Origin of the sequence: Bacillus sp. ZY-1-1, assembly GCF_003047165.1 — a bacterium.
Lineage (GTDB): Bacteria > Bacillota > Bacilli > Bacillales > Bacillaceae > Bacillus > Bacillus velezensis.
In genome coordinates, this window is sequence record NZ_CP027061.1 from 586841 (window position 1) to 612785 (window position 25945).

A 25945-nucleotide genomic window follows, 5' to 3' on the forward strand; every position below is an offset into this window, starting at 1 on the left:
ATATGCCGAATAAACAACCAAAACCAAAAGGGAAATTCAGCTCATTCTTTTCATTAGTCAAAAAAACAAAACCATCATACGGTATGCTGGCCTTCGCGCTGTCTCTCAGTATTGTGACAACGCTCGTCAGCCTGCTGATTCCGCTGTTGACAAAGCAGCTCGTTGACGGCTTTTCCGTGTCGTCGCTGTCAGGCGTGCAAATCGGAATCATCGCAGCCGTGTTTATCGTACAGGCCGCATTAAGCGCCTACGCCACCTACGCCCTGAACTACAGCGGCCAGAAAATCATCTCGGGACTGCGTGATTTGTTGTGGCAGAAATTAATTAAACTGCCCGTCTCTTATTTTGACAAAAACGCCACGGGAGAAACGATCAGCCGTGTCACCAATGACACAATGGTGGTAAAAGAGCTGATCACAAACAATATCAGCGGATTTATTACCGGAATCATTTCCGTTATCGGGTCACTGACGATCTTATTTTTCATGAACTGGAAGCTCACATTGCTCGTGCTGATCGTCGTGCCGCTGGCTGCGGTGATTTTAGTGCCGATCGGCCGGAAAATGTTTAAAATTTCTCGGGAAACACAGGATGAAACGGCGAGATTCACCGGATTATTAAACCACATCCTCCCGGAAATCAGGCTTGTAAAAGCGTCAAACGCTGAAGAAGCGGAATACGGACGCGGAAAAGCAGGCATCATGGCGCTCTTTAAACTCGGGCTGCGTGAAGCGAAGGTGCAGTCGCTCGTAGGCCCGCTTATTACACTTGTATTAATGGCGGCGCTGGTCGCTGTCATCGGGTACGGCGGGATGCAGGTGTCATCCGGTGAATTGACAGCCGGCGCACTCGTTGCCTTTATCCTGTATTTGTTTCAGATCATTATGCCGATGGGCCAGATCACTTCATTTTTCACACAGCTTCAAAAATCCGTCGGCGCAACGGAACGGATGATTCATATTCTTGCAGAAAAAGAAGAAGATATCCAAACCGGAAAAGCCATTGAAAACGCAGATCAGCCGATTAAGCTCGAACAAGTCTCATTCGGCTACAAAACAGATCAAACCATCTTAAAAGACATTACGGCTACGATTGAGGCCGGCAAAGTCACCGCGATCGTCGGACCGAGCGGCGGCGGGAAAACAACGTTATTTAAGCTGCTTGAACGATTCTACAACCCGACTGCGGGCAGCATCCTGCTCGGAAATGAACCGATTGATGCGTATTCCCTTGAGTCATGGCGGGAGCATATCGGCTACGTGTCGCAAGAAAGCCCGTTAATGTCAGGCACCATCCGCGACAATATCTGCTACGGATTAAAACGCGAGGTGACTGATGAGGAACTGAGGCAAGCGGCTGACATGGCCTACGCCCTGCAATTTATTGAAGACTTACCGAAGAAATTTGAAACAGAGGTCGGTGAGCGGGGAATTATGCTGTCAGGCGGACAGCGCCAGCGCATCGCCATTGCCAGAGCGCTCCTTCGCAACCCGAGCATTCTGATGCTTGATGAAGCGACATCAAGTCTGGACAGCCAATCTGAAAAATGGGTGCAGCAGGCGCTGGAAGTTCTAATGGAAGGCCGCACCACGATTGTAATCGCCCATCGTTTATCCACGGTTGTGGATGCAGATCAGCTTCTCTTTGTCGAACAGGGTGAAATCACCGGACGGGGCACACACCATGAATTAATGGCATCCCATTCGCTGTACCGCGATTTTGCGGAGCAGCAGCTGAAGCTGAATGCCGACTTAGAAAACAAAGCTGTGTAAAGCAAGACTTTATGAATAGAAAGCAGCTGAAAAAGCTGCTTTTTATTTTGCAGCCGGAGTTCTCTTCATAGAAAGCGGGGGTTAAATTATGAAAAAACGCACAAAGATTTTTTATTGGCACGCGGCCTTACTGCTCGTATTCATGACTGCCGGGTGTACGGACGGTAACGATGAAGAGCCGAGCCATTCTTCAAGTCCGGCCGGAGAAAGCAGCGGCATCAACAAGGCTGAAACAGCATCAGCGGCAGAAAAAAAAGAACCAGTAAACAAAGATTCACATCACATCTCTGCGGACAAAAGCCTGTCGGCAGATTATTCTCCTCTGCAAATTGAATATGCCCGCATCTGGCTGCAGCTTGGGGAAAATCAGCAGATAGATGAATTGAACGTTCGCCGCATTCCGGCCGGGGCATACGTCAACCCTGACGATCATACGAGCGCCCGCTATCCCGAAGATGTTACGCAGTTAGCAGGCTCCCGGTTAGTCGATGGGTCAGTCACTTACAGCAGCAATGGTGACGGTACCATTCAGGTATACAATGTTCCTTTGCGCTGGGAGTCTCGTGAAGATACTGATCAAGGCGTAATGAAAGAAGTGACGGAGGAAATGATCCGCCATACAAAAAAAGTGTCTGTCGATACAGGAGACAATGAAAAAATAAGACGGTTAATAGACATCATGTCGATTCATTAAAAGAAGACAGGCAAAAAAGCAGAAGGAGGGATTTTTATGGCTGTCATATTGGTTGCGGATGACGACCGCCATATCCGTGAGCTTGTCCGACTCATGATGGAGCAGAGCGGCTTTGACGTCGCAGAAGCGGAAGACGGGGAAGCGGCGGTGCGGCTGATCGAATCAGCACCTATTGATCTCATCATACTGGATGTGATGATGCCGAAAATGGACGGGTTTGAAGTCAGTGAAGCCGTCCGCAGCTTTACGGACATTCCGATTTTGATGCTGACGGCAAAAGGCGAAACGCTGGACAAAGTGCAAGGTTTTACTTCCGGAGCGGATGATTATCTCGTCAAACCGTTTGAGCCGCTTGAACTGGAAGCAAGGGTCAAAGCATTGCTGAAACGGTACCGGATCACCGCTGAAAAACTGCTGACCATCGGAAATATCACATTAGATAAGCAATCCCGCACCGTAACGCGCGGCGGCGGAGCGGGATTGACGCTGCCCCGGCGTGAATTTGAGCTTTTATTTAAGCTCGCCGGTTATCCGAATAAGACGTTTTCAAGAGAACAATTAATAGAAGATATTTGGGGCTTTGATTATGAAGGTGACGAGCGGACGGTTGATGTGCATGTTAAAAGGCTGAGGGAACGGTTTCCGGAAAAGGACTATCCGTTTGCCATCCATACGGTGCGGGGGCTCGGGTATCGGTTTGTGGTGACAGAATGAAACGGATCTTCAGAACGGCTGGAAAAATCATCATCCTTCTCACCGTTACCGCATTCTTATGGCTGGCGGCTCATCTGATCGTTCAGGGATTCGGTCTCATATGGCCGATTTTGCTTGTGCCGTACGCCGAGCAGATTCTGACGCTCTGGCTTGTTTTCGGTCTGCTGTTTATAACGATGTTTATCTTTTCAAAGTCAGCACGTGAAAGACATCATGCGATCTGGGATTCACTGACCGCCACGATCAAGCAAATGTCGAGCGGCAACTTCACAGCGGCCGCCTCCAGGAAAATGGAGAAGATTGAACGGGACCACCCCGTGACGAAATTGGCTGATGAACTGTCGACACTCGCCGCGGAACTGAGTGAAATGGAAAAGCTGAAACAAGAATTTATTTCGAACGTTTCCCATGAAATCCAAACCCCGCTTACTTCATTAAAGGGCTACGCGCACCTCCTGAAAAAACCGGATTTATCATATGAGGAGCGGGGGCGCTATTTACACATCATCGAGACAGAAACAGAACGATTATCAAAAATCAGTGAAAATCTGCTGAAGCTCACTGCGCTTGAACGCCAAACCGAACCGATACAAAAAAAACCGTTCCGCATTGACAAACAGCTGCGGCGCACCATATTGACCTGTGAGCCTGAATGGTCCGCCAAACAGATTGAGTTTCTCATTGATTTACAGGAGTCGTATGTGTACGGAGATGAAGCGCTGCTCAGCCAAGTATGGATGAATCTGATTCACAATGCCGTAAAATTTACCGGTGAAGGCGGCAGCATTTCCGTTAAAATTGTTGATCTGCCGGGAGCGGCGGCTGTCGAAATCGCCGACGACGGAATCGGAATGGAGCCTGAACAGGCGGAGCGGGTATTTGAACGGTTTTATAAAGCGGATAAGGCGAGAAACGCAGGGGGAAGCGGGCTCGGCCTGTCCATCGCCCAAAAAATCGCAGAGCTGCACGGCGGTTCGATAGAGGTTGAGAGCAAGCGCGGCGAAGGAACCCTTTTCCGCGTCATTCTTCCAGCCGAGCCTCGTGAAAAAAACAGCTAAAATCTGGTCGAACCAGCCAGTAAAAAACGAAGCCGATCCTGTCTTTTGAACTATTGAGGCGAAACCGTTTTATGGTATACTACTGACGGTAATACGTATAAAACGGAGGATATTTGTGGGAAAACACACTTCTGAACAGAAAAAGCACGCGCAAATTGTCCAGCTGCTTCAGGATGGACAATATTTTTTTCATAAAGGCTTAAAAGCATATAAAGAGCGGAATTTAAAACGGGCCAGCAAACTGATTCAGCGGGCCGTCCATCTCGAACCGAATGATTCCAAAATGCTGTCACGGCTGGCCGTCATTTATTCTGAAATGGGCCACTACCAGCAGTCAAATGAGCTGTTCGACTTTATTTTGGTGAACCTGAAAGAAGAAATGCCCGAGTGTCATTATTTTAAAGCGAATAATTTCGCGCATTTGGGGCTCTTTCAGGAAGCATACAAAGAAGCGGCGGCTTATTCAGATGCCGATCCGGACGGGGAATTCAGCGAAGAGATTGAAAATCTGATGGAGCTTTTGGATTTCGGCGAAGCGGGTGAAAACGAATCACTCTATGACCAGGATGAGCTGCTGATCAGGCAGGACCGGGCAAAAACGCTTCTTGAGAGCGGCCAGCTTCATGAAGCGGTTGTCATGCTTGAAGAGATTACGGCCGATTACCCCGAGCTTTGGTCTGCATACAACAACCTGGCGCTCGCTTACTTTTACTCAGGCAATGTTACAAAAGCGAAACAGACGGTATTCGAAGTGCTTGAGAAAAATGAAGGCAATCTCCATGCCCTGTGCAACCTCCTTGTATTCTGCTATTACGAGAGGGAAGATGAAAAAGTCGGAGAATTGAGCGGAAAACTCGCCAACGTGTATCCGATTTTATTCGAACAGCGCTATAAGCTGGGGGCGACGCTTGCGCTTGTCGGCAGACATGATCTCGGTTATAAATGGCTCCGTTCTCTTTACAAAAGCGGGTTCGAAGGCGACGAAACGTTTTATTACTGGCTTGCCGCCTCAGCCTACGGGACAGGCCGCACAGAATTTGCAGAAACCATTTGGAAGAAGGCCGAAGCCGAATTTCCCGAATCAGACCGGCCCGCGCCTTGGGCGGAGCGGCAGGAACCGCTGCCTGCTTCACTTGAACAGCGGCTTGCCGCCTATTATATCAGCAGCGCTGAAGGAGAGCGGAACCAGCTTGAAAAAGTTCTGACGGCAAAACGCGCCGTTTCACCGTTTGAACAAGATTTCGTCAGACTGCTGCTTTCCGGTGAAAAAGGCGCTTCAGGCGTCTCCGGTGACGCGCTGTTCACGTATCGGACGGTCAAGCTTCTGGAGAAAGCGGAAGCCGACAGTTTAAAAACTGACGTCATGAGCTGCTGGGTTTTTCACGTCATTCAGCACATCCGCGCCGCCGCTGCCGTACAGAATGAGCGGGCATGGGCCGCAGCCATCGCATACGTATGGAAAGAAGCAAACGGCGAAAAAACGACGAAAAAAGAAACGGCCGCCGTTTACGGTATAACCCCGGCAACCCTTTCGAAATACATCAGACAAATAGATGATATATTAGAATAAAACCGATTCTTTCTATATAAAGAGTCGGTTCTTTTTTTTATCATAAAGGGGCAAAACAGAACTTTACCGCCGAAAAAAGAGGTATTCATACGTATTTTTTTGCTTTTTGAATCGAAATCAGGCCGTAATCACCGTTTATTTTGCAAAATATGAGATTTGCAATCACATTGAAATATAACTGTAATAAAAATTGTCGAAACATGATGGTATAATGAGTCTCGTACATAAGAGATTAGTTTATTTTACATGTGCTGTATAATCTATACCAATTAACCAGTTTCAAAGAATCGTACATAAAAATCATCAGCCTCACGGGCATGTGAGGGAGCGTAACTTTGATGTTCATAATAGAATTCCAAATGAGAACAGGTTTAAAGTAAAAGGGAGGAAAGAAAAAGTGAAAAAGAGTTTATTAACACTTGGTTTGGCTTCCGTCATCGGGACAAGCAGTTTTTTGATCCCGTTTACAAAAACTGCATCGGCGGAAACATTAGACAGCAAAAAAGCGAAAATTGAAAGCAAGCAATCTGAGGTGGCTTCAAGCCTTGAAGCAAAAGAAAGAGAATTGTCCAAGCTTCAGGACAAGCAGGCTAAGATTGAAAAAGAACTGAAAGACATTAACGCTAAAGCGTTGGATACAAGCAATAAAATCGAAGATAAAAAAGCTGAAAACGAAAAAACGAAAAAGCAGATCGCTGATTTGAAAAAAGAAATCAAAGAAACAGAAGCGCGTATTGAAAAACGCAATGAAATCCTGAAAAAACGCGTTCGTTCTTTACAGGAAAACGGCGGTTCTCAAGGATACATAGATGTACTTTTAGGGGCGACAAGCTTCGGAGACTTCATTTCCCGTGCGACTGCAGTATCTTCTATCGTTGATGCGGATAAAGACCTGATCAAACAGCAGGAGCAGGATAAAGCGAAACTCGAAGACGCAGAGGCTGAACTTAACGTGAAGCTGAAAAAAGTTCAAGATGATCTTGCGAAACTCGAGTCTATGCAAAAAGACCTGAACAAACAGCTTGATCAGAAAGACAAGCTTTTCGACGAAGCGAAAAACGGTCAGAAAAAAGCGGCTTCCGCTATCTCTGATCTGAAAAAAGAAGCATCACAGCTTGCAAACCAAAAAGCTGACACTGAAAAAGAGCAGAAGCGCATTAAAGCTGAGCAGGCTGCTGCGGCTGCCCTGATCAAAAAACAGGAAGAAGCGCAAAAAGCTTCTGAAGACCAAAACCAAAAAGATGACAGCCAGCCGGCACCGGCGGTTAAAACTGTGAAAAAAGCGGCTGTTTCAACATCATCTGATTCATCTGACAGCTCAAGCAAACCGAAGAGCACTTCAGGCGGATCATCTCATAACAGCGGCGGTTCAGATGATTCTGACGGCGGATCTGTTATTTCAAATTCAGGCGGTATTGAAGGCGCGATCAGCGTAGGATCAAGCCTTGTGGGTCAATCTCCGTATAAATTCGGCGGCGGACGCACTCAATCCGATATTGACAACCGTATCTTTGACTGCTCTTCATTCGTACGCTGGGCTTATGCTAACGCAGGCGTTAATCTCGGACCTGCAAGCGGCACAAACACAGATACATTAATCGGAAGAGGTAAAGCAGTAAGCGCGTCTGACATGAAACGCGGAGACTTAGTATTCTTCAACACGTATAAAACAAACGGCCACGTCGGCATCTACTTAGGTAACGGAACGTTCCTGAACGATAATACATCACACGGTGTATCCATTGATTCTATGAGCAACCCTTACTGGAAGAAAGCATTCAACGGCAATGTAAGACGTGTCGTGCAATAATGAATAAGACAAGGGCCTTCTATCCCGGAAGGCTCTTTCTTTATTTGTATACCCGCTCAGGAGCTCCCTAATCACGGTTTCTCAGAAAAATGAGCAAAAAAATAGCGAATTGCCCTCAGATTTAATAGGATATGGGTAAGGAATACGATTGATGGGGATTCTTAGTCATATAGGGTGCGCCCCATTTCGAAAAGGAGTGAATCATGGTGTCAGAAGAAAAAATTTATGATGTGATCATTATCGGCGCGGGTCCGGCGGGGATGACCGCTGCTGTTTACACATCACGAGCGAACTTATCCACATTAATGATCGAAAGAGGAATTCCGGGCGGCCAGATGGCCAACACGGAGGATGTTGAAAACTATCCGGGTTTTGAAAGCATTCTCGGCCCTGAACTTTCTAATAAAATGTTTGAACATGCGAAAAAATTCGGTGCGGAATATGCGTACGGCGATATTAAAGAAATCGTTGACGGTAAAGAATATAAAACGGTCAAAGCCGGTTCAAAAGAATATAAAGCGCGCGCCATCGTCATTTCTGCCGGAGCGGAATACAAAAAGATCGGCGTTCCCGGCGAAAAAGAACTGGGCGGCCGCGGCGTATCGTACTGCGCGGTTTGTGACGGCGCGTTCTTTAAAAATAAAGAGCTTGTCGTTGTCGGCGGCGGAGACTCCGCCGTTGAAGAAGGCGTCTATCTGACACGCTTCGCTTCAAAAGTCACCATCGTTCACAGACGTGACAAATTGCGTGCGCAAAGCATTCTTCAGGCGCGTGCCTTTGACAATGAGAAAATTGACTTCAAATGGAACAAAACCGTAAAAGAAATCCATGAGGAAAACGGAAAAGTCGGCAGACTTACTCTTGTGGATACCGTGACGGGAGAAGAGGAAGAATTCAAAGCTGACGGCGTCTTTATTTATATCGGTATGCTTCCGCTTTCTAAACCGTTCGAAAACTTGGGCATCACAAATGAAGAAGGCTACATTGAAACAAATGCCCAAATGGAGACAAAAGTCCCAGGCATTTTCGCTGCGGGAGACATCCGTGAAAAAACGCTCCGCCAGATCGTAACGGCGACAGGCGACGGAAGTATTGCGGCTCAAAGCGTTCAGCATTATGTGGAAGAGCTTGAGGAAACGCTCAAAACCGTTAAATAATCACTGTAATGTTCAGTTTTTGAATCGTTACTGTGTTTTAATTACGCTGTAACACGGGTGAAATACTGATGTTTTAAGATGAATGTAGTAATTGACCCCCTTTTTAATGAATACACTTTGGCACGGATTCCAGTATCCGTGCCCTTTTTTTGCGATTTTTTGTTTTCTGTCAAATAAAAGAAAAGGATGTCGGTGTCTCTGCATTGTGAGAGACATGCCGAAACGGTATAATGAAGAGACGATGATTTGTTGAGAAGGTTAGGTGACGTACTTGTGCAAAGAGTGACAAATTGTGTGCTGCAGACAGATGATCAGGTTCTCCTTCTCCAAAAGCCGAGACGGGGCTGGTGGGTCGCGCCCGGCGGGAAGATGGAAAGCGGCGAATCCGTCAGAGATTCCGTCATCAGAGAGTACAGAGAAGAGACGGGCATTTATATACTAAATCCGCAGTTAAAAGGCGTGTTTACCTTTATTATTAAGGAACAGGAACAAATCGTGTCAGAGTGGATGATGTTTACTTTCGTCGCCGACTCCTACACGGGGCGGAATGTCGCTGAATCAGAGGAAGGCGTTCTGAAGTGGCATGACGTAAAAGATATCCACAGCCTTCCGATGGCCCCCGGAGACGGGCATATCCTTGATTTTATGATCAAGGGCCAAGGGCTTTTGCACGGCACCTTTACGTATACGCCGGACTTCGAGCTGCTCAGCTATCGTTTAGATCCGCAGCTTATCAAATAAAAGAAAGACCGCAGGGGGGAGAAAGATGAGTATGAATGAAAACCATGATATTCAGCTCGTCATCATTACGGGAATGTCTGGAGCGGGGAAAACCGTCGCCATTCAAAGCTTTGAGGATCTCGGCTATTTTTGCGTCGACAATCTGCCGCCTTCCTTGCTGCCGAAATTTTTGGAGCTGATGAAAGAATCAAGTTCAAAAATGAGCAAGGTCGCGCTTGTCATGGATCTGCGGGGACGTGAATTTTTTGACAGGCTGATTGAGGCGCTGGATGAAATGGCGGAAAATCCGTGGATTACACCGCGCATTCTCTTTTTAGACGCTAAGGATTCCATCCTTGTGACGAGATACAAAGAAACGAGGCGTTCTCACCCGCTGGCCGCTACCGGGCTTCCTCTTGAAGGAATCGCGCTGGAACGCCAGCTGCTTGAAGAATTGAAAGGGCGCTCTCAGCTGATCTATGACACATCGGATATGAAACCGCGTGATCTGCGTGAAAAAATCGTGGCGCATTTTGCCACGAACCAAGGTGAAACATTTACAGTGAACGTGATGTCATTCGGTTTCAAATACGGGCTTCCGATAGATGCCGACCTCGTGTTTGATGTAAGGTTTCTGCCGAATCCGTTCTACATTGAAAGCATGAGGCCGCTTACGGGGAAAGATGAGGAAGTGTCATCCTATGTGATGAAGTGGAACGAAACACAAAAGTTTATTGAAAAGCTTGTTGATCTGCTCGGCTTTATGCTTCCGTCTTATAAGCGGGAAGGTAAAAGCCAGCTTGTCATCGCGATCGGCTGTACGGGCGGCCAGCACCGCTCCGTCACGCTCGCTGAGTATTTGGCTGACTATTTTAAAAAAGATTTCTATACTCATGTCACTCACCGGGACATTGAAAAGAGAAGCCGGAAATGAATAAGAAGCCGAAAATCGCAATCTTCGGCGGCGGAACGGGTCTGTCCGTGCTGCTTCGGGGGTTAAAGCATAAGCCCGTTGATATTACGGCGATTGTGACAGTTGCTGATGACGGTGGAAGTTCAGGCCGTCTGCGGGATGAACTTCAAATTCCGCCGCCGGGTGACATTCGTAACGTACTGGCTGCTTTGTCAGATGTTGAGCCGCTCGTTGAAAATCTGTTTCAGCACCGTTTCAACAAAGGAAGCGACTTAACCGGACATTCGCTCGGCAATTTGATTTTGGCAGCGATGACAAATATAACCGGTGATTTCTTTCACGCTGTCACCGAAATGAGCAAGGTGCTGAATGTCCGCGGCAGAGTGCTGCCTGCTGCCAACACCAGTGTCGTTCTTCACGCTGAAATGGAGGACGGGCAGGTCGTCTCCGGAGAATCGACAATCCCTTCTTACGGCCAGCGGATTAAACGGGTATTTCTTACGCCTGAGAAAATTGATCCGCTCCCGGAAACGATTGACGTCATCCGTCAGGCCGATTTAATCATTATCGGTCCGGGAAGCCTGTACACAAGCATTCTTCCGAATCTGCTCGTGCCGAAAATCGGAGAGGAAGTCGTCAAGGCCGCGGCCAAAAAAGTATATATATGCAACGTCATGACACAGCCCGGCGAGACGCTTCAATACAGCGCGGCCGACCATGTCAAGGCGCTGAACGATCATATGGAGCAGCCGTTTATCGACACGATCTTAATCAACAATGAGGAGATCCCTGACGAAATCAAAAGCAAATATGCGAAAGAGCTGGCCCGGCCCGTCGACTTCAATGTTGAAAAGCTGAAATCCATGGGGCTTGAGGTCATCAGGGATCAGATTATCACGTATAAAAATGGCGTAATCCGTCACGATACACATAAAGTGGCTTCTCTTCTTGTCGATTTATTAAGGGACTAGAGGCCTTTTGAAATGAGGTGGCTAATATGTCATTTGCATCGGAAACAAAAAAAGAACTGACGAATCTGGAAGTGAAGGACTGCTGCGCCAAGGCGGAGCTGTCCGCGCTGATTCGGATGAACGGTTCCCTGTCATTTTCAAACCGCCATCTCGTGCTTGACGTTCAAACCGAAAATGCGGCGATTGCCCGCCGCATTTATACATTGCTGAAGAAACAATATGATGTATCGGTCGAACTGTTAGTCAGAAAAAAAATGCGGCTGAAAAAAAATAATGTTTATATTGTGCGCTTTTCTGAAAATGCAAAGCTGATTTTAGAGGAATTGAAAATCCTCGGGGAGAACTTTGTATTTGAACGGAATATTTCTGAGGAACTGGTGGCGAAACGGTGCTGCAAACGTTCTTATATGAGAGGGGCGTTTTTGGCGGGAGGATCTGTGAATAATCCCGAAACATCGTCGTACCACTTGGAAATCTTCTCGCTTTATAAGGAACATAACGATTCATTATGCGCCCTGCTGAATGATTTTCATCTGAACAGCAAAACGCTTGAACGGAAAAAAGGCTATATTACGTATTTAAAAGAGGCGGAAAAAATCACTGAATTTCTGAATGTCATCGGCGCTCACAATTCACTGCTGCGCTTTGAAGATGTGCGGATTGTCAGAGATATGAGAAACTCAGTGAACCGCCTCGTCAATTGTGAAACAGCAAACTTAAACAAAACCATCGGGGCTTCTCTCAGACAGGTGGAAAATATTAAATACATTGATGAACGGATCGGTCTTGAAGCGCTGCCGGAAAAGCTTCGCGAAATTGCGCAGCTGCGGATTGATTATCAGGAGGTCACGCTGAAAGAACTGGGGGAAATGGTTGCAAGCGGGAAAATCAGCAAATCCGGCATCAATCACAGGCTGAGAAAGCTCGATGAAATCGCAGAACAGCTGCGTACAGGACAAAGCATCACTTTGAAATAACCGTACAGAAAAGGGGAGATCTTATGGTTCAGGGGAAAGTGGAAGTGCGTTTAAAGACGGGATTGCAGGCGCGCCCCGCTGCATTGTTTGTACAGGAGGCAAATCGTTTTGCATCAGATGTGTTTCTTGAGAAAAACGGCAAGAAAGTGAATGCCAAAAGCATTATGGGATTAATGAGTCTGGCGGTCAGTACGGGGACGGAAGTCACTCTGATCGCTGAAGGCGACGATGAAAAGGAAGCGCTGGAAAAGTTGTCCGCTTATGTGCAGGAAGAAGTGTAAACACTTTGTAAGGGGGACGGAACGATGAATGAGTTTCTGAAAGATTGTTATCAAACGATAGGCTGGGAAAAGGATTCCCTCGATTTCAGCAACCTGCCGGAGTTTTTAAAGGCGCTCGCGTATCGGTTTCCGTTTGAAAACCGCGCCGTTTTGTCCAAAAAAGAATATGACGTCACGAAAGAAGGACTGTGGCGGCACATGGTGAAGGAACCTCACGGCGGTCTTTGTTATGACTTGAACGGACTGCTTTATTTCATCCTGAAAGATGCCGGATTTGATGTCAAATTGATCCGCGGAACGGTCTGGAAAAACGGCTGGGCGCTGCCCGGCACACATGCGGCCGTACTTCTTTCCGCCGGGGGAAATGAGTACATCGCTGATGCAGGCTTCGGCCTCAATCTCGCCATGCAGCCTGTGCCGATGTCGGGAGACGAGACGGTATCAGCGGCCGGAGCGTTCCGCGTGAGGATAGAAGAGACGGAATTCGGGACATACGTGCTTGAAATGAACAAAGGGGACGGCTGGCAGACAGGCTACGCATTTTCGCTTGAAGAAATCGATGAAAAGGACCTCAAGTCTATGAAACAAACAATCTTTGAACATGAACGTTCTCCTTTCAACAAACGCCTGCTTGCTTCTAAGCGGACACCGGAAGGGCACATGGTTCTGTCTGAACGCAATATAACAATAAAAAAACACGATGGCACGGCGGAAAACAGCAGAATAGACCGCTCAGAGTTTGAAGAAAAATTTACTGCTCATTTTATATGAAGCTTGCAGATTCTCTGCAAAAAAACGGCCTCCGCAGGGAAGCCGTTTTTTGTATGTGTTTATCTCATTTTTGTAAAGGTTTGATAGTGGTCTGTCGTCTTATAAATCAGCCAGTCGCTTGAGTAAAGAATCCGGTCTGAATTTCTGAAGCCTGATGTATAGTTAATATCCGCTTCACGCCACGTCCGTCCGCTTTTTGCAGGGAGTTTGCCTTCCCTGTTTGAGAAGATGTCTCCGCCGATGCTTTTCCCCGGGGCGACGTCCGCCAGATTCCCCTTTGATGCCACCCAGCCGAGGGCCTGTGCTTCTGATTTTGTAATGTAATTATCAGGAAGCTTATGATAGGTCTGAAGATAATCCGCAACCCCGTCAAACGTGTTGATAACCTGTGCTTCAGTGTGCGCCTTGTGAGAAGATGTATCCGTCTTGGCAGCCGTTGAAAACAGCATCCCCGCCGCGGAGAACAGCACCAGCAAACAAACGGAAATCCACGATAATCGTTTTTTCAAAGCAATACCTCCCATTTTTATCATGTGAAGCTGATTCCTTTTCATTGTATCAGCATCAAGAGAAAGGAATAGAAAGAATTTTAAAATAGTACTTTTGATCTAGTGAAAAATAAACCCCGGCTGAAACGGCCGGGATTTTTCATCTCATTGAAATTCCTTCGTGAGGTTTTTCGGTGTTTTTCCGTATACGGCGTCAATCATGTTCTGTGCGGCTTGCTTGAACATATTCAAACGGATTTTTGCGGTTGCTGACCCGATATGCGGAAGCAATGTGACGTTTTCCAGCTGCAGGAGCGGATTGTCTTCGGCGATCGGCTCTTTTTCAAACACATCTAAACCGGCGCCTTTTATCCAGCCCTCTTGCAATGCGCGGATGAGCGCTTTCTCATCAACTGTCTTTCCCCGGGAAATATTGACGAAACATGCCGTATCTTTCATCAATTTAAATTCCCTCTCTCCCATCATATGATACGTTTCGTCAGTAAGCGGGGTAATTAAAAGCACAAAGTCTGATGTTTTCAGCAGTGTATCTAAGTCGGCATATGTAACCCCGAGTTCCTTCTCGGCATCCGGTTTTCTGCTGCGGTTATAATACAGCACGTCCATATCGAAGCCGAATTTTGCCCGTTTGGCAGCTTGTTCACCGATTCTGCCCATGCCGATAATTCCTAATGTCTGATGGTGGACATCCATACCGAAAAGAGATTCCTCCTCAACGGTTCCCCATTTGCCGGCGCGGACGAATCGATCCAATTCGGCAACCCGTCTGGCGGAAGACAGAATTAATGAAAAAGCCAGATCAGCGACAGTGTCATCTAAGGTGTACGGTGTATGCGTGCCGACAACCCCGCGTCTTTTCATTTCTTCAATATTAAAATTATCATAGCCGACTGAATTATTGCTGACGACTTTCAGCTTCGGCGCGTGATCCAGCAAATCACTGTCAATTGCCGTTCCGGATGTCAGCAGCCCTTCAGCATCTTTCATTTTTTCGTACAGTTTCTCTTTTGGAATGGTATCTTCTTTCCAGATGTCATAGCGGCAATGCTCGCCTATCATTTGTTCGACTTCGGGCGGTATCGGTTTCGCGATGAATACATAGGGTTTCAACGGGCTTCTCCTCCTTTGTCTTTCTTCTCTATTTTATTATATAAGAGAAGCGGTAACGTGAGAAATAATCAAACGCATTACGATAAATTTCTGGTTCTTTTGAACTTAAAATGAAAGAAAAAGGAATGTACATGCTTGATTTCTCCAAACAATAACAGAATCCGCCTATATTTCTGAAGGCAAAATGAGCGGAACCGCTGTTTTCAAAAGCTTTATAGGTTGGTGTAAAGATAAATTTTATTATTTTTGAAAGATATAAATGAATATAATCTGAATTTACAGTCAAATTATCGTGTCTTTTTTTGAAAGCGCTTTTGAGGCCTTTTTCTGTGCTATAATTCCTTACTGTAAGCTGGGTAAGAAGGCTTGCAATACAATCGGATGGGAGATGAATAGAAAAATGGTTTCTTTAACAAGCATTTTGGAGCACAACCAGCAGTTTGTTCAAGAAAGGAAATATGAACCTTACCAAACGACAAAATTCCCGAAAAAAAAGCTTGTCATCGTATCCTGTATGGATACAAGGCTGACGGAGCTTCTGCCGCAGGCGATGGGACTCAGAAACGGCGATGCCAAAATCATAAAAAACGCGGGAGCCATTGTTTCTCACCCATTTGGAAGTGTCATGCGGAGCATTTTGGTTGCCGTTTATGAACTGCAGGCAGAGGAAGTCTGCATCATAGGCCACCGCGAGTGCGGAATGTCGGGATTAAATGCGGCTTCCATATTAAATAAAGCAAAAGAGCGCGGGGTGGAGGACAAATGTCTCAGCCTTCTGCAGCATGCGGGAGTCGATTTGGAAACATGGCTGACCGGTTTTCACAGCGTCGAAGAAAGCGTGGCCCACAGCGTGAATATGGTCAGGCATCATCCGCTCTTGCCTGAAGAGGTGCCGGTGCACGGGCTGGTGATCGATCCGGGAACGGGGACGCTGGATGTAGTCGTTGACGGTTATGAAACAGTCAAAGGAGGATGCAGCTGACGATGCAATTTACCGGCAGATATCAGGGATACAATTTGCAGAAATTTCAGAAAGACCTAATCGCGGGAATTGTGGTCGGAATTGTAGCGATTCCACTGGGGATGGCCTTTGCCATCGCCTCGGGGGTCGGTCCGGAATACGGGCTTTACACCGTTATTGTGGCCGGAATTCTGATTTCGCTGTTGGGCGGCTCTAAATATCAGATCGGCGGGCCTACAGGGGCGTTTGTTCCCATTTTATTTGCCATTGTGATGCAGTATGGTTTTGAGAATTTACTTGTAGCCGGTTTTATGGCAGGCGTCATGCTCGTCCTGTTTGGCGTATTTAAGCTCGGAAAGATTATGAAATTCGTGCCGAAGCCGGTGATCGTCGGATTTACGGCGGGGATCGCGGTGCTGATTTTCTCGGAGCAGATTGCCCATTTTCTCGGTCTGCGCGATATCCAAAAGCATGAAAGCTTTATCCTCAACATTGCGGAAATAGGCAAGAAGATCGGAACCTTTAATTTGTACAGCATCCTCATCGCGGGAATTGCTTTGGCCATTTTGCTGTTATCAGCCAGGCTGATGCCGAAGATCCCGGGCGCGCTTGTGGCGCTGCTTGTCTCTACAGCCGCGGCGGTCGTGTTTTTTCCTGACAAAATGGCGACAATCGGTTCTGCTTACGGAGAAATTCCGCGGCAGCTTCCGGCTTTCCAGCTTCCGAATTTCTCAATTGATAACATGGTGATGATGTTTCCGTCGGCTCTGATCATTGCGCTTCTCGGCGGACTTGAATCCATATTATCGGCGATGGTCGCGGACAATATGAAAGGATCACGGCATGACAGCAATAGGGAGCTTGTCGGGCAGGGCATCGCCAATATGGCAGCGCCGCTTTTCGGCGGCATACCGGCAACGGGAGCGATTGCGCGGACCGCAACAAATATTAAAAACGGCGCAGTTTCTCCGATTTCCGGTGTTGTCCACGGAGTCACCGTCCTCCTCGTCCTGCTCGTCTTCGCCCCGCTTGCCGTTCACGTACCGCTGGCAAGCATGGCGCCGGTATTGATGGTTGTGGCTTGGAACATGAGTGAGCGGAGGGAAGTCGCCAATATGATGCGGCTGAAAAACACTGATTCATTCGTACTGGCGGCAACCTTTTTGCTGACGGTTCTGTTTGATTTAATTATCGGCGTTTCTGCCGGTCTTGTGCTCGCTTTTGTTTTCTTTATCAGAAAAATGAGCGAATCAACAAGCATTAAAACACCGCATGCCGCGGTCAAATCGGTTAAAAATGATTCGTCCGTCAGCACATATTCCATTGAAGGGCCGCTGTTTTTCGGTTCAATTGATTCACTGGAATCATCGCTGCTGGAGAGGCTTCAGGAAAAGCCGAAGACGCTTATTCTGCTGATGAATAATGTGCATTACATGGATACCTCCGCAGAAGCGGTGCTGGGGAATGTGATGAACCGGATCAAACGGCATAACGGGAGATTGATGATCGTCGGATTGCAATCACAGCCGAGAGAGCTGATCCGGAAGACGGGGCTGTTTCATAAAATCGGGAAACAGCATTTCTTTGAGCATCAGGACGAGATAACGGGATAAATTCAGATACGGCCTGTCCATGAAAAAGCGGACGGGCCGTGTTTTTATTCGGTTTCAAAGCGCTTGATCAGTTTTTCCTGATGGGCTTTCATCGCATCTTCTAACGTGATTCCGTACTTATCGGCAAGGATAGCCAGATTTCCGAGGACGTCACCCATTTCTTCAATCAGCTCCTGCCTGCGTTCAGCCTGGGTCGCGTCCTTTTCATCCGGCCGGTCTCTGCCGATTTCATATGCTCTTACCGCCCGGGCGAGCTCACCCGCCTCTTCCATTAAAAAGCCGATTCTGATAAATGGCCCGTACGCCGTCCATCCTCGTTTTTCGTAAAAATCTTTCGTCCATTGTTCTGCTTCAGCCATCTGCATGTGAAACACTCCTTATGTCCTGTATGATTCTTATTGATATTATCATATAGAGATGGGACAATATATAGTGTATTTTGATTTATTGATGTACATATATAGATACGGAGATGAAAAAATGAAAACCATTTGTGTATTTGCGGGGTCAAACCCGGGGGTAAATGAAGAGTACAAACGCAAAGCGGCCGAACTGGGTGAATATATGGCGGAGCAGGGAATCGGCCTTGTTTACGGCGGTTCACGGGTCGGTCTGATGGGAACCGTCGCTGATGCGTTAATGGCAGGCGGCGGAAAAGCTGTCGGCGTCATGCCGAGCGGGCTTTTCAGCGGAGAGATTGTTCATCAGAATCTGACGGAGCTGATTGAAGTCAGCGGCATGCATGAGCGGAAAGCGAAAATGAGTGAACTTGCCGACGGGTACATTGCCATGCCCGGCGGTTTCGGAACATATGAAGAGTTATTTGAAGTGCTGTGCTGGGCGCAAATCGGCATTCATCAAAAACCGATCGGGCTGTACAATGTGAACGGGTATTTTGAGCCGATGATGAAGATGGTCAAGTACAGCATCCAGGAAGGATTTTCGAATGAGTCTCATTTAAAGCTGATACATAGTTCCTCCCGGCCGGATGAGCTGATTGAGCAGATGAATCGGTATACATACCCGATTTTAGATAAGAAATGGCGTGAATTGTAAGGCAGCGGTCTGAAATATGTTTCGGCGGCTGCATCTAATTCATTCTGACGGAAAGTTCTTTTCTCCTTCTCATGCGTACCACGCCTTTCTTCGTAATAAGAGATATGTCTGAGAATAAGAGGCGAATGAGAATGCTGTTGGGGTTGAAAGAAGAACATCCATTTCCTCAAAGGAGATGGATGTTTTGCGGTTTCCAGACTGTATGCGTTTACAACTTTTGTTGCACGAAAGTTTCTTCCGATATGAAATCATCCTGCTCCATCTTTTGTTTTTTTGAACCGATTCCAAATATACCGACTGTCAGTGCACAAAGAAACCAGCAGCCTGTAAAGAATAAGAAAACACTTAAAAATCCGTAGCCTGAATACAGGAAACTGACGACAAAGGGACCGGCTACATTTGCAAGGCGTCCTACGCCGTAAGTGAGGCCATTTCCAGATGCCCTGGCTTCAACCGGATATAATTCCGGCGTATAAGCATATGCGATCGAACTGAAAGTACGCTCAAACATATGCATGAGAAATCCGCATACGATAATGACCATCGGCAAAGGATTGATGCCGTAAAAGAATCCAAGCGCCATAATAATTAACGATAAAACAGAAATGGCCCACTTTCGATCCACACGGTCAGAGATTTGCGCCGCAATGAGAGCGCCCAGCGGGGCACCGATCGTTCCCAGAGTGACGTATACGATAGACTCATCCATTGATACGCCTTCTTTCACCAGAAGGGTGGGAACCCACGTGCCAAAGCCTTGAATTGCAATGGTGGAAGCTGCCCACATCGTCATTAAAACAAAAGTTCTTCCTGCTAAAGGCTTTTGAAACAGCGTCCGATATGGAACGGATTTTACAGCGGTTTGTCTGCTTTGCAGAGCCGGAGCTGGTTCAGGCAGTTCACCCTTTTCATTTTCTGCTTTTGCCTCCAGTTCAAGCAGAATGCGGTGTGCTTGTTCGCTTTTTCCTTTCGTGTCCAGCCATTTCGGTGATTCTTCCAGTTTTCTGGCGATCAGCGGAAAAAAAATACCGACCGCGCCGAATAGAAAGACAAACCGCCAGCCGTAAGAGGCGGACGGCACGACCAATTTAGCCACCCAGCCGGCCGCAGGAATTCCGCATATGCCGATTGTAATACAGATTGCCTGGTATTTGCCTTTAGTTGCGGATGGGAAAAATTCGCTGATATACGTACTCGCCACAATCGTTGTGGCGCCGATACCTAAACTCGTAAAAAATCTAAAAACACCGAGTATTTCTGGGTTCCAAGCCAGAGAAGAGAGGAGGGAGAAGGAAGAGAAAAAGGTGACAACCAGAATTAAACCTTTTTTCCTTCCGAAACGGTCTGAAAACCATCCTCCGGCAGAGGCGCCGATAAACATTCCGAAATAGGAGACAGATGTAATAAAAGCGATAGTATGAGTGGATATGTTCCATTCCTTTAAAAGTGAAGGCGCCGCATATGAAAACGTATTTAAATCGATAAAATCAAAAAAGTAAGCGAATGAAAGGATAACGAGCACTGCTTGATGGGCCCTTGAAAAAGGCAGTCTGTTTAATCGATTAGACGCATTTACATTGATCATCTCGTATTCCTCCGTTTATCTTTGACTTGTCTGAAGACGGTATTAACCAATGTGATTGAGCGTATTCATGCTGTAACTTTGTTTAGTAAACACATAGCCTTCAGAGATTTTTCTTGCTGTGCGTACTACTTTAATCGTTGTTCCGTCCGGATCAACATCTGCCTCGGTTTTTAAAATACCGCTTGGATGCCCCAATCGGATCGTTCTCCCGGAGAATGAAAATTCAGATAATATTGTATCTTGCAATAGCATGCCGGCAGTCGTACATACCGCCCCTGTAATGGCTAAAGCTTGATGCGGTTTTTGCATGGACATCATACGAATGACAAGATCCATCTCTTCTGCGTGTCTCTTTATCCCTTTTGTATCGATATAATCCGCTGGAGATGAGATTAATGTCAGTTTTGGTACGGCCGGTGATTTTGCAGCAGCCTCATGTCTCGGAGCGAATCTGCATTTCTCGGCTGCAATCGATCGGATCATTTCGAGCTTTTCCAATATATCCGGGGTATATTCATCCGGAAGTTCTAAGCCGGTAAGCCCCGTGTCCTCTGCTTTTACAAAGACAAGCGGATTGGCGTAATCAATAATCGATACCGAGATATTTCCATACGGGGTATCGAGAACATCAATAGGCTGACCGGTGGGAAACAGCTTACCGGTCACCGCTCCTTCAGCCTGGTGAAATGAAAGATAAATAGGAGAAGCTGTACCTGGAACCCCCGGAATAGAGCAGTCCCCCTGGTAATGAAATGTTCCATTTCTGACTTCGACTTCTGCTGCGATCACTTTTTGAGTGTTTGTATTTAAAATTCTGACTTTTGTAACCGGCTCTTCAGCTTGAACGAGCCCTTTCTCAATAGCATAAGGGCCTACGGCAGAAGAGATATTTCCGCAATTGCCTTTGAAGTCGGTAAATTTGTCAGTCAAACTGACCTGAGCAAACGTATACTCAACATCTGCATCCTTTCTGGCGGATTTCTTAATAATGGCTGCCTTGCTTGTGAGAGAATGGCCGCCGCCGAGACCGTCAATTTGTCTCTCGTCAGGGCTCCCCATAATGTCTAAAAGAAAATCGCTCCATAGGTTTGTATCGTCTGGCATGTCTTTTTGAAGAATAAAAACGCCTTTGCTGGTGCCGCCTCTCATAACGGTTACAGGAACTTTTTCCATGCTGTCTCATCCTTACATCATTTTGTGTGGATAAAAAGGTACCGGTCCCTTTGGAAGATATCGTATGATAAATAAGGATTATAAGTAAAACATATAATTTTTATAAAGTTGAATAAAAAATTTTTATAATAGGAGAAAATTTTATAGCAGAAAAATATTTTGGGGGATTTCATATGGATGAAAAGGATTGGATTGTGCTCATTACATTATTCGAAGAAAAAAATATGACGAAGGCGGCAGAGCGATTATATATGACACAGCCGGCGTTAAGTTATCGGCTCAAAAACCTGGAAGCACAATTCGGAGTGCGCCTTTTTTATAAAAGAAAAAAAGGGATGGAGTTCACTTCAGAAGGTGAACATCTGGTTGATTATTCGAAAGAGATGCTGCAGGAGTTCAGAAGAGTGAAGGATGATATGCTCAATATGAGCCATGAAGTCAGCGGGGTTCTCAGATTAGGAGTCTCAAGCAATTTTGCTCAGTATAAGCTCCCGGCGATTCTAAAACGGTTTTCTGATCAGTATCCGTCTGTACAATTCCACGTCAATACGGGATGGAGTGCGAAGGTGATGGATCTGCTTCATCATTCGGCGGTACACCTTGGGATTATGAGGGGAAATTATGATTGGCAAGGGGAAAAACAACTGCTGAATGAAGAGAGGCTGTACCTTATTTCAAAAACTGAAATCAACAGTGAGGACCTTCCCAAATTGCCGATGATTTATTATCAAACTGATGCTTCTTTGAAAAGTTTGATTCAAAAATGGTGGAATAACCAATTTACTGAACCGCCTTTCATTGCAATGGAGGTAGACAGGCAGGAAACCTGTAAAGAGATGGTGAAAAACGGCCTCGGTTATTCTGTTGTGCCGGAAATCTGTCTTCAGCCTTCTGATGAATTATACACATTGGCGCTATCCTATAAAAATAATGAGCCTGTGATACGCGATACTTGGCTCATGTATGATTCTTCAGCGTTAGAATTATCTGTCGTCAAAGCATTCATTACTTTTTTGAATGGGAATAAAGCATAAAAAAACCTGCAAGAGACATCATCTCTTGCAGGTTTTTTGGGCATTACTTCTGGTCTTCCGTATTGCGTGTCAGCACTTTATCGATTAAGCCGTATTCTAAAGCTTCATCAGCTGATTTGAAGTTGTCGCGGTCTGTATCGCGCTCAATGACTTCAAGCGGCTGGCCGGTACGTTCAGCAAGCACTTTGTTTAATTTGTCGCGAAGCAAGAGAATGCGTTTTGCGGCGATTTCAATTTCTGTCGCCTGTCCTTGCGCTCCGCCAAGCGGCTGGTGAATCATAACTTCACTGTTAGGAAGCGCGTAACGTTTGCCTTTTTCTCCGGCTGCAAGTAAAAATGCTCCCATAGAAGCGGCCATACCGATGCAGATCGTGGATACTTTCGGTTTAATGAACTGCATTGTATCATAGATTGCCATACCGGCAGTGATTGATCCGCCAGGGCTGTTAATGTAAATGGAAATATCTTTTTCAGGGTCTTCCGCTTCAAGGAATAAAAGCTGTGACACGATGGAGTTCGCAACGTTGTCATCAATCGCAGATCCAAGCATGATAATACGGTCCTTCAAAAGACGGGAGTAAATGTCATAAGCTCTTTCTCCGCGGTTCGTTTGTTCAATGACTGTAGGTATTAAATTCATAATGCTCCTCCTTCACCTTTTAGGTAAGTATGTATTTACATGATACATTTTTGGTCAATAAAGGTCAAACAAAACGCTGACCAAAATGCCAACCTTTTCTTCTAACACCATTTTTCCCATAAAACAAAAAGTTCAAACAGCAAAGTGAAAATGATGATGATCAGCGCCGGAGCCTTGAGAAAATGAGATGGCCGGAGCGCTCAAAATAGACCGCAGTCGCGTCGGTACATACGGCTGAACGATCTGACTACGTTGTCCGTCCTTCCAAAAGCCGTACCGGCAAATACGTTTCCAGCGGCAAATCATCAAATTCGCCTTCAATTTCTTTTGCTAAAATCTCGATGGCTGTTTTGGAAATCAATTCGATCGGCTGCTGGATGGTTGTCAAGTCCGGCAGAACCGATTGAACGGTTTCAGTGCCGTCATAACCGATCACTTTTAATTGATTCGGGATGTCTTTCCCCCGTTTTTTGGCCTCGCTCATCACGGCAGCCGCCATGATATCATCGCTGGCAAAAATTCCGTCGGTGTCAGGCTGTTCATCGAATAATGTTGAAATAATATCATGGTAATGCTGATAAAAGGGTACTTCATATGTAATAGGCTTCCGTCCGTGTTCATGCATGACGTCTTCGTATGCTTTTCTTCTGAGGTTTGCCGGTGTTTCGAGTTCAATCGGGCCGTTGAGATGGACGATGTGCCGGCACCCTTTTTCAATCAGCAGTTCAGCCGCCTTTTTTCCGCCGTCATAGTTGTCTGAGCCGACGACGGGAATCGTGTCCGATAAGTAATGATCAATGGCGACAATCGGCAGATTCTGCTTGTGATAATTGAGAATTCCCCGGTTATAAGTCACGGCGATCACGCCGTCCACTTGGTTTCTTATCAGCATCTCCAAATATTTTTCTTCCTTATCCTTTCGATGTAAACTGTTGCAAAGCAGCAGTTTGTAGCCCATGGACGTACAAATGCTTTCAATATGAAAGGCGAGTTCGCCGAAAAACGGGTTGCTGGAGTTTGGGATGATAAGTCCTATTAAATTGGTTCGTTTTCGGAATAAAGAGCGGGCCAGATCGTTTGGAAAGTAATTGATTTCTTCCATCGCCTTGTACACTTTTTCTTTTGTTTTTTCGCTGATATAGCCGCGGTTATTTAATACCCGCGAAACGGTTGTAGATGAAACTCCCGCTATTTTCGCAACATCATGAATGTTAGGCTTCATTCCCGTGCCCTCCTGCTTACTGAAATGGCTTACAATTTCCGTCACGCACTTATTTTAGAGAATCAGGCTGACATGTGCAAGGACATTCCATGTTTCTGTTTTCATATAAAGAGGGTGCGTTTTGTTTGATTGGAATAATCAGAAAATCACATGTCAACCGATTGACATATGAAACCGGTTGACATACAATTCTTTTTGAAAGCGCTTTATTTACGGAGTGAAGGGAAGTGACGGGTATGGAGAGATGGCTGGCGGCAATAAAGTGAAAGAATCAAGCAGCGGCGGAAAGTAAGCGCTTACTCGGAGCTCGCATGTATGTGATGAATATGAAGAAGGAAGTATGCGGCTCAAAATGACTATTAAAAGGTCCTATTAAAGGAGCGGTGCAAATGAAAAGCTCAAAAAGTCTGTATTGGAAACTGAGTGCTTATTTCTTCTTTTTCTTTTTTACTTGGTCTTCCAGCTATTCTTTATTTGCGATTTGGTTAGGGCAGGAAATCAATTTAAACGGATCAGCGACAGGCATTATCTTTTCTGTAAACGCCGTATTTGCCCTGTGCATGCAGCCTCTTTACGGTTTTATCTCTGACAAATTGGGGCTGAAGAAAAAGATATTGTTTATGATCAGCTGTCTTCTCATATTCACGGGTTCGTTTTATATCTACGTCTATGGGCCGCTTTTACAATACAACGTCTTTCTTGGCGCCGTTGTCGGAGGCTTATATTTGGGAGCCGCTTTTTTGGCGGGAATAGGCGCGATTGAAACGTACATTGAAAAGGTCAGCCGTAAGTATGATTTCGAGTATGGAAAATCAAGAATGTGGGGCTCGCTGGGCTGGGCGGCGGCTGCATTTTTTGCAGGGCAGCTTTTCAATATCAATCCCAATATCAACTTCTGGATCGCGTCTGTTTCAGCCGTCATATTAACGGCCATTATCATGTCCGTGAAAATAGAAATGACCGATCATGAGAAAAACAGAGCGGAATCGGTCCGGTTAAAAGATGTGGGGCGGCTCTTTTTATTAAAAGATTTCTGGTTTTTTATGATGTACATTATCGGGGTGACTTGCATTTACGGCGTTTATGATCAGCAGTTCCCGATCTACTATGCATCTTTGTTTCCTTCAGTGTCGATGGGGAACCAAGTATTCGGCTATCTGAATTCATTCCAGGTGTTTTTGGAGGCCGGCATGATGTTTCTTGCGCCTTTTATCGTCAATAAGTTCGGAGCGAAAAACAGTTTGATTTTAGCGGGGTTTTTAATGGCTTTCCGCATCGTCGGGTCCGGAATTGCAGTTGAGCCTGTAGGCATTTCATCAATGAAACTCATCCACGCACTGGAATTGCCGATTATGCTGATCGCCGTTTTTAAATATTTGGCCGCCAATTTTGATACGCGTCTGTCGTCCGTCCTTTATCTCGTCGGTTTTCAATTCGCATCTCAGGCAGGCGCGTCGATTCTGTCGCCGCTTGCGGGAGGATTATATGACAGTGCGGGGTTCCGTCAAACCTATCTCATCATGGGATTCGTCGTCTTTGGTTTTACCGTCATTTCCATATTTACTTTATTGGGCCCGAAACAAAACAGCAGGCGTGTCCAGCGTCTGCAAAAAATCGGATAGAGAGGATGTTGC

General features: G+C 46.2%; 25 protein-coding genes. 18 read left to right on the forward strand and 7 right to left on the reverse strand.

What is annotated here, in order from left to right:
- Nucleotides 1-2: 2 nt before the first annotated feature.
- From C5I45_RS03025 to C5I45_RS03085, 13 genes are all read left to right on the forward strand, one after another.
- On the forward strand, nt 3-1772 hold the full coding sequence (locus C5I45_RS03025) for an ABC transporter ATP-binding protein (RefSeq protein WP_003151474.1): 1770 nt from the start codon (nt 3-5) through the stop codon (nt 1770-1772).
- 88 nt (nt 1773-1860) lie between these two features.
- Nucleotides 1861-2466: a hypothetical protein gene (locus C5I45_RS03030; protein WP_003151476.1), complete on the forward strand. Its 606-nt coding sequence runs from the start codon at nt 1861-1863 to the stop codon at nt 2464-2466.
- A gap of 36 nt (nt 2467-2502) precedes the next feature.
- Nucleotides 2503-3180 (forward strand): response regulator transcription factor, encoded by a 678-nt coding sequence (locus tag C5I45_RS03035; protein ID WP_003151478.1) that lies wholly within the window; start codon nt 2503-2505, stop codon nt 3178-3180.
- On the forward strand, nt 3177-4238 hold the full coding sequence (locus tag C5I45_RS03040) for a sensor histidine kinase (RefSeq protein WP_003151480.1): 1062 nt from the start codon (nt 3177-3179) through the stop codon (nt 4236-4238). The genes C5I45_RS03035 and C5I45_RS03040 overlap by 4 nt, the downstream gene beginning before the upstream one ends.
- Before the next feature lie 115 nt (nt 4239-4353).
- Nucleotides 4354-5808: a tetratricopeptide repeat protein gene (locus C5I45_RS03045; RefSeq protein ID WP_003151482.1), complete on the forward strand. Its 1455-nt coding sequence runs from the start codon at nt 4354-4356 to the stop codon at nt 5806-5808.
- Between the two features lie 397 nt (nt 5809-6205).
- Nucleotides 6206-7618: a peptidoglycan DL-endopeptidase CwlO gene (locus C5I45_RS03050; RefSeq protein WP_003151485.1), complete on the forward strand. Its 1413-nt coding sequence runs from the start codon at nt 6206-6208 to the stop codon at nt 7616-7618.
- Between the two features lie 206 nt (nt 7619-7824).
- Complete coding sequence (trxB, locus tag C5I45_RS03055) at nt 7825-8775, forward strand: thioredoxin-disulfide reductase (RefSeq protein WP_007407423.1); 951 nt, start codon at nt 7825-7827, stop codon at nt 8773-8775.
- 273 nt (nt 8776-9048) lie between these two features.
- Nucleotides 9049-9516, forward strand: a complete 468-nt coding sequence (locus tag C5I45_RS03060; protein WP_003151491.1) for an 8-oxo-dGTP diphosphatase — start codon at nt 9049-9051, stop codon at nt 9514-9516.
- Nucleotides 9517-9541: 25 nt separating this feature from the next.
- Nucleotides 9542-10429, forward strand: a complete 888-nt coding sequence (gene rapZ / locus C5I45_RS03065; protein ID WP_012118535.1) for an RNase adapter RapZ — start codon at nt 9542-9544, stop codon at nt 10427-10429.
- Nucleotides 10426-11379, forward strand: a complete 954-nt coding sequence (locus C5I45_RS03070) for a gluconeogenesis factor YvcK family protein (RefSeq protein WP_007407422.1) — start codon at nt 10426-10428, stop codon at nt 11377-11379. Before rapZ ends, C5I45_RS03070 begins: the two co-directional genes overlap by 4 nt.
- 26 nt (nt 11380-11405) lie before the next feature.
- Entirely contained in the window at nt 11406-12356 is a 951-nt protein-coding gene (gene whiA, locus C5I45_RS03075; RefSeq protein ID WP_003151494.1) for a DNA-binding protein WhiA, read from the forward strand.
- A gap of 23 nt (nt 12357-12379) precedes the next feature.
- Nucleotides 12380-12637 (forward strand): HPr family phosphocarrier protein, encoded by a 258-nt coding sequence (locus tag C5I45_RS03080; protein WP_003151495.1) that lies wholly within the window; start codon nt 12380-12382, stop codon nt 12635-12637.
- Between the two features lie 24 nt (nt 12638-12661).
- Nucleotides 12662-13408, forward strand: coding sequence for an arylamine N-acetyltransferase family protein (locus tag C5I45_RS03085; protein ID WP_014305898.1), 747 nt, complete (start codon nt 12662-12664; stop codon nt 13406-13408).
- A gap of 59 nt (nt 13409-13467) precedes the next feature.
- On the opposite strand, the gene C5I45_RS03090 is transcribed toward C5I45_RS03085, so the two are convergent.
- Entirely contained in the window at nt 13468-13857 is a 390-nt protein-coding gene (locus C5I45_RS03090) for a ribonuclease (protein WP_223151841.1), read from the reverse strand.
- Between the two features lie 204 nt (nt 13858-14061).
- Nucleotides 14062-15027 (reverse strand): 2-hydroxyacid dehydrogenase, encoded by a 966-nt coding sequence (locus tag C5I45_RS03095; RefSeq protein ID WP_015387656.1) that lies wholly within the window; start codon nt 15025-15027, stop codon nt 14062-14064.
- A gap of 400 nt (nt 15028-15427) precedes the next feature.
- Between C5I45_RS03095 and C5I45_RS03105 the strand changes: the two genes are divergently transcribed.
- A complete protein-coding gene (locus C5I45_RS03105) occupies nt 15428-16009 on the forward strand; it encodes a beta-class carbonic anhydrase (RefSeq protein ID WP_044052869.1) in 582 nt (193 codons plus the stop codon).
- 2 nt (nt 16010-16011) lie between these two features.
- Nucleotides 16012-17601, forward strand: coding sequence for a SulP family inorganic anion transporter (locus tag C5I45_RS03110; RefSeq protein WP_057080378.1), 1590 nt, complete (start codon nt 16012-16014; stop codon nt 17599-17601).
- Between the two features lie 44 nt (nt 17602-17645).
- On the opposite strand, the gene C5I45_RS03115 is transcribed toward C5I45_RS03110, so the two are convergent.
- Nucleotides 17646-17966, reverse strand: a complete 321-nt coding sequence (locus C5I45_RS03115; protein ID WP_003151506.1) for a MazG nucleotide pyrophosphohydrolase domain-containing protein — start codon at nt 17964-17966, stop codon at nt 17646-17648.
- 115 nt (nt 17967-18081) lie between these two features.
- Here C5I45_RS03115 and C5I45_RS03120 point away from each other — a divergent pair, with 115 nt between their 5' ends.
- The gene (locus C5I45_RS03120) at nt 18082-18657 is read left to right on the forward strand and encodes an LOG family protein (protein WP_015387658.1); all 576 of its coding nucleotides are present in this window, start codon (nt 18082-18084) and stop codon (nt 18655-18657) included.
- Between the two features lie 208 nt (nt 18658-18865).
- Here C5I45_RS03120 and C5I45_RS03125 read toward each other — a convergent pair whose 3' ends face one another.
- Together C5I45_RS03125 and C5I45_RS03130 are read right to left on the reverse strand one after the other, a co-directional pair.
- Nucleotides 18866-20242, reverse strand: a complete 1377-nt coding sequence (locus tag C5I45_RS03125) for an MFS transporter (RefSeq protein ID WP_015387659.1) — start codon at nt 20240-20242, stop codon at nt 18866-18868.
- A 42-nt stretch (nt 20243-20284) separates the two neighbouring features.
- Nucleotides 20285-21415, reverse strand: coding sequence for a 2-methylaconitate cis-trans isomerase PrpF family protein (locus C5I45_RS03130; RefSeq protein ID WP_014305893.1), 1131 nt, complete (start codon nt 21413-21415; stop codon nt 20285-20287).
- Nucleotides 21416-21588: 173 nt separating this feature from the next.
- On the opposite strand from C5I45_RS03130, the gene C5I45_RS03135 reads away from it, so the two are divergent.
- Nucleotides 21589-22449: a LysR family transcriptional regulator gene (locus C5I45_RS03135; RefSeq protein WP_024085839.1), complete on the forward strand. Its 861-nt coding sequence runs from the start codon at nt 21589-21591 to the stop codon at nt 22447-22449.
- A 43-nt stretch (nt 22450-22492) separates the two neighbouring features.
- Here C5I45_RS03135 and clpP read toward each other — a convergent pair whose 3' ends face one another.
- Nucleotides 22493-23089 (reverse strand): ATP-dependent Clp endopeptidase proteolytic subunit ClpP, encoded by a 597-nt coding sequence (clpP, locus tag C5I45_RS03140; RefSeq protein WP_003151513.1) that lies wholly within the window; start codon nt 23087-23089, stop codon nt 22493-22495.
- A 247-nt stretch (nt 23090-23336) separates the two neighbouring features.
- Nucleotides 23337-24311, reverse strand: coding sequence for a LacI family DNA-binding transcriptional regulator (locus tag C5I45_RS03145; RefSeq protein ID WP_107994219.1), 975 nt, complete (start codon nt 24309-24311; stop codon nt 23337-23339).
- 389 nt (nt 24312-24700) lie between these two features.
- On the opposite strand from C5I45_RS03145, the gene C5I45_RS03150 reads away from it, so the two are divergent.
- A complete protein-coding gene (locus tag C5I45_RS03150; RefSeq protein WP_107994220.1) occupies nt 24701-25933 on the forward strand; it encodes an MFS transporter in 1233 nt (410 codons plus the stop codon).
- The last annotated feature ends 12 nt before the right edge of the window (nt 25934-25945 follow it).

Bases quoted from the DNA above. Each gene is read 5' to 3' on its own strand.
- C5I45_RS03120 (WP_015387658.1), top strand. From the start codon at position 18,082: ATGAAAACCATTTGTGTATTTGCGGGGTCAAACCCGGGGGTAAATGAA.
- C5I45_RS03110 (WP_057080378.1), top strand. From the start codon at position 16,012: ATGCAATTTACCGGCAGATATCAGGGATACAATTTGCAGAAATTTCAG.
- whiA (WP_003151494.1), top strand. From the start codon at position 11,406: ATGTCATTTGCATCGGAAACAAAAAAAGAACTGACGAATCTGGAAGTG.
- C5I45_RS03025 (WP_003151474.1), top strand. From the start codon at position 3: ATGCCGAATAAACAACCAAAACCAAAAGGGAAATTCAGCTCATTCTTT.
- C5I45_RS03040 (WP_003151480.1), top strand. From the start codon at position 3,177: ATGAAACGGATCTTCAGAACGGCTGGAAAAATCATCATCCTTCTCACC.
- C5I45_RS03145 (WP_107994219.1), bottom strand. From the start codon at position 24,311: ATGAAGCCTAACATTCATGATGTTGCGAAAATAGCGGGAGTTTCATCT.
- C5I45_RS03035 (WP_003151478.1), top strand. From the start codon at position 2,503: ATGGCTGTCATATTGGTTGCGGATGACGACCGCCATATCCGTGAGCTT.
- C5I45_RS03115 (WP_003151506.1), bottom strand. From the start codon at position 17,966: ATGCAGATGGCTGAAGCAGAACAATGGACGAAAGATTTTTACGAAAAA.
- C5I45_RS03130 (WP_014305893.1), bottom strand. From the start codon at position 21,415: ATGGAAAAAGTTCCTGTAACCGTTATGAGAGGCGGCACCAGCAAAGGC.
- C5I45_RS03150 (WP_107994220.1), top strand. From the start codon at position 24,701: ATGAAAAGCTCAAAAAGTCTGTATTGGAAACTGAGTGCTTATTTCTTC.
- rapZ (WP_012118535.1), top strand. From the start codon at position 9,542: ATGAGTATGAATGAAAACCATGATATTCAGCTCGTCATCATTACGGGA.
- C5I45_RS03135 (WP_024085839.1), top strand. From the start codon at position 21,589: ATGGATGAAAAGGATTGGATTGTGCTCATTACATTATTCGAAGAAAAA.
- C5I45_RS03105 (WP_044052869.1), top strand. From the start codon at position 15,428: ATGGTTTCTTTAACAAGCATTTTGGAGCACAACCAGCAGTTTGTTCAA.
- C5I45_RS03085 (WP_014305898.1), top strand. From the start codon at position 12,662: ATGAATGAGTTTCTGAAAGATTGTTATCAAACGATAGGCTGGGAAAAG.
- C5I45_RS03125 (WP_015387659.1), bottom strand. From the start codon at position 20,242: ATGATCAATGTAAATGCGTCTAATCGATTAAACAGACTGCCTTTTTCA.
- C5I45_RS03070 (WP_007407422.1), top strand. From the start codon at position 10,426: ATGAATAAGAAGCCGAAAATCGCAATCTTCGGCGGCGGAACGGGTCTG.
- C5I45_RS03080 (WP_003151495.1), top strand. From the start codon at position 12,380: ATGGTTCAGGGGAAAGTGGAAGTGCGTTTAAAGACGGGATTGCAGGCG.
- C5I45_RS03030 (WP_003151476.1), top strand. From the start codon at position 1,861: ATGAAAAAACGCACAAAGATTTTTTATTGGCACGCGGCCTTACTGCTC.
- C5I45_RS03090 (WP_223151841.1), bottom strand. From the start codon at position 13,857: ATGCTGTTTTCAACGGCTGCCAAGACGGATACATCTTCTCACAAGGCG.
- clpP (WP_003151513.1), bottom strand. From the start codon at position 23,089: ATGAATTTAATACCTACAGTCATTGAACAAACGAACCGCGGAGAAAGA.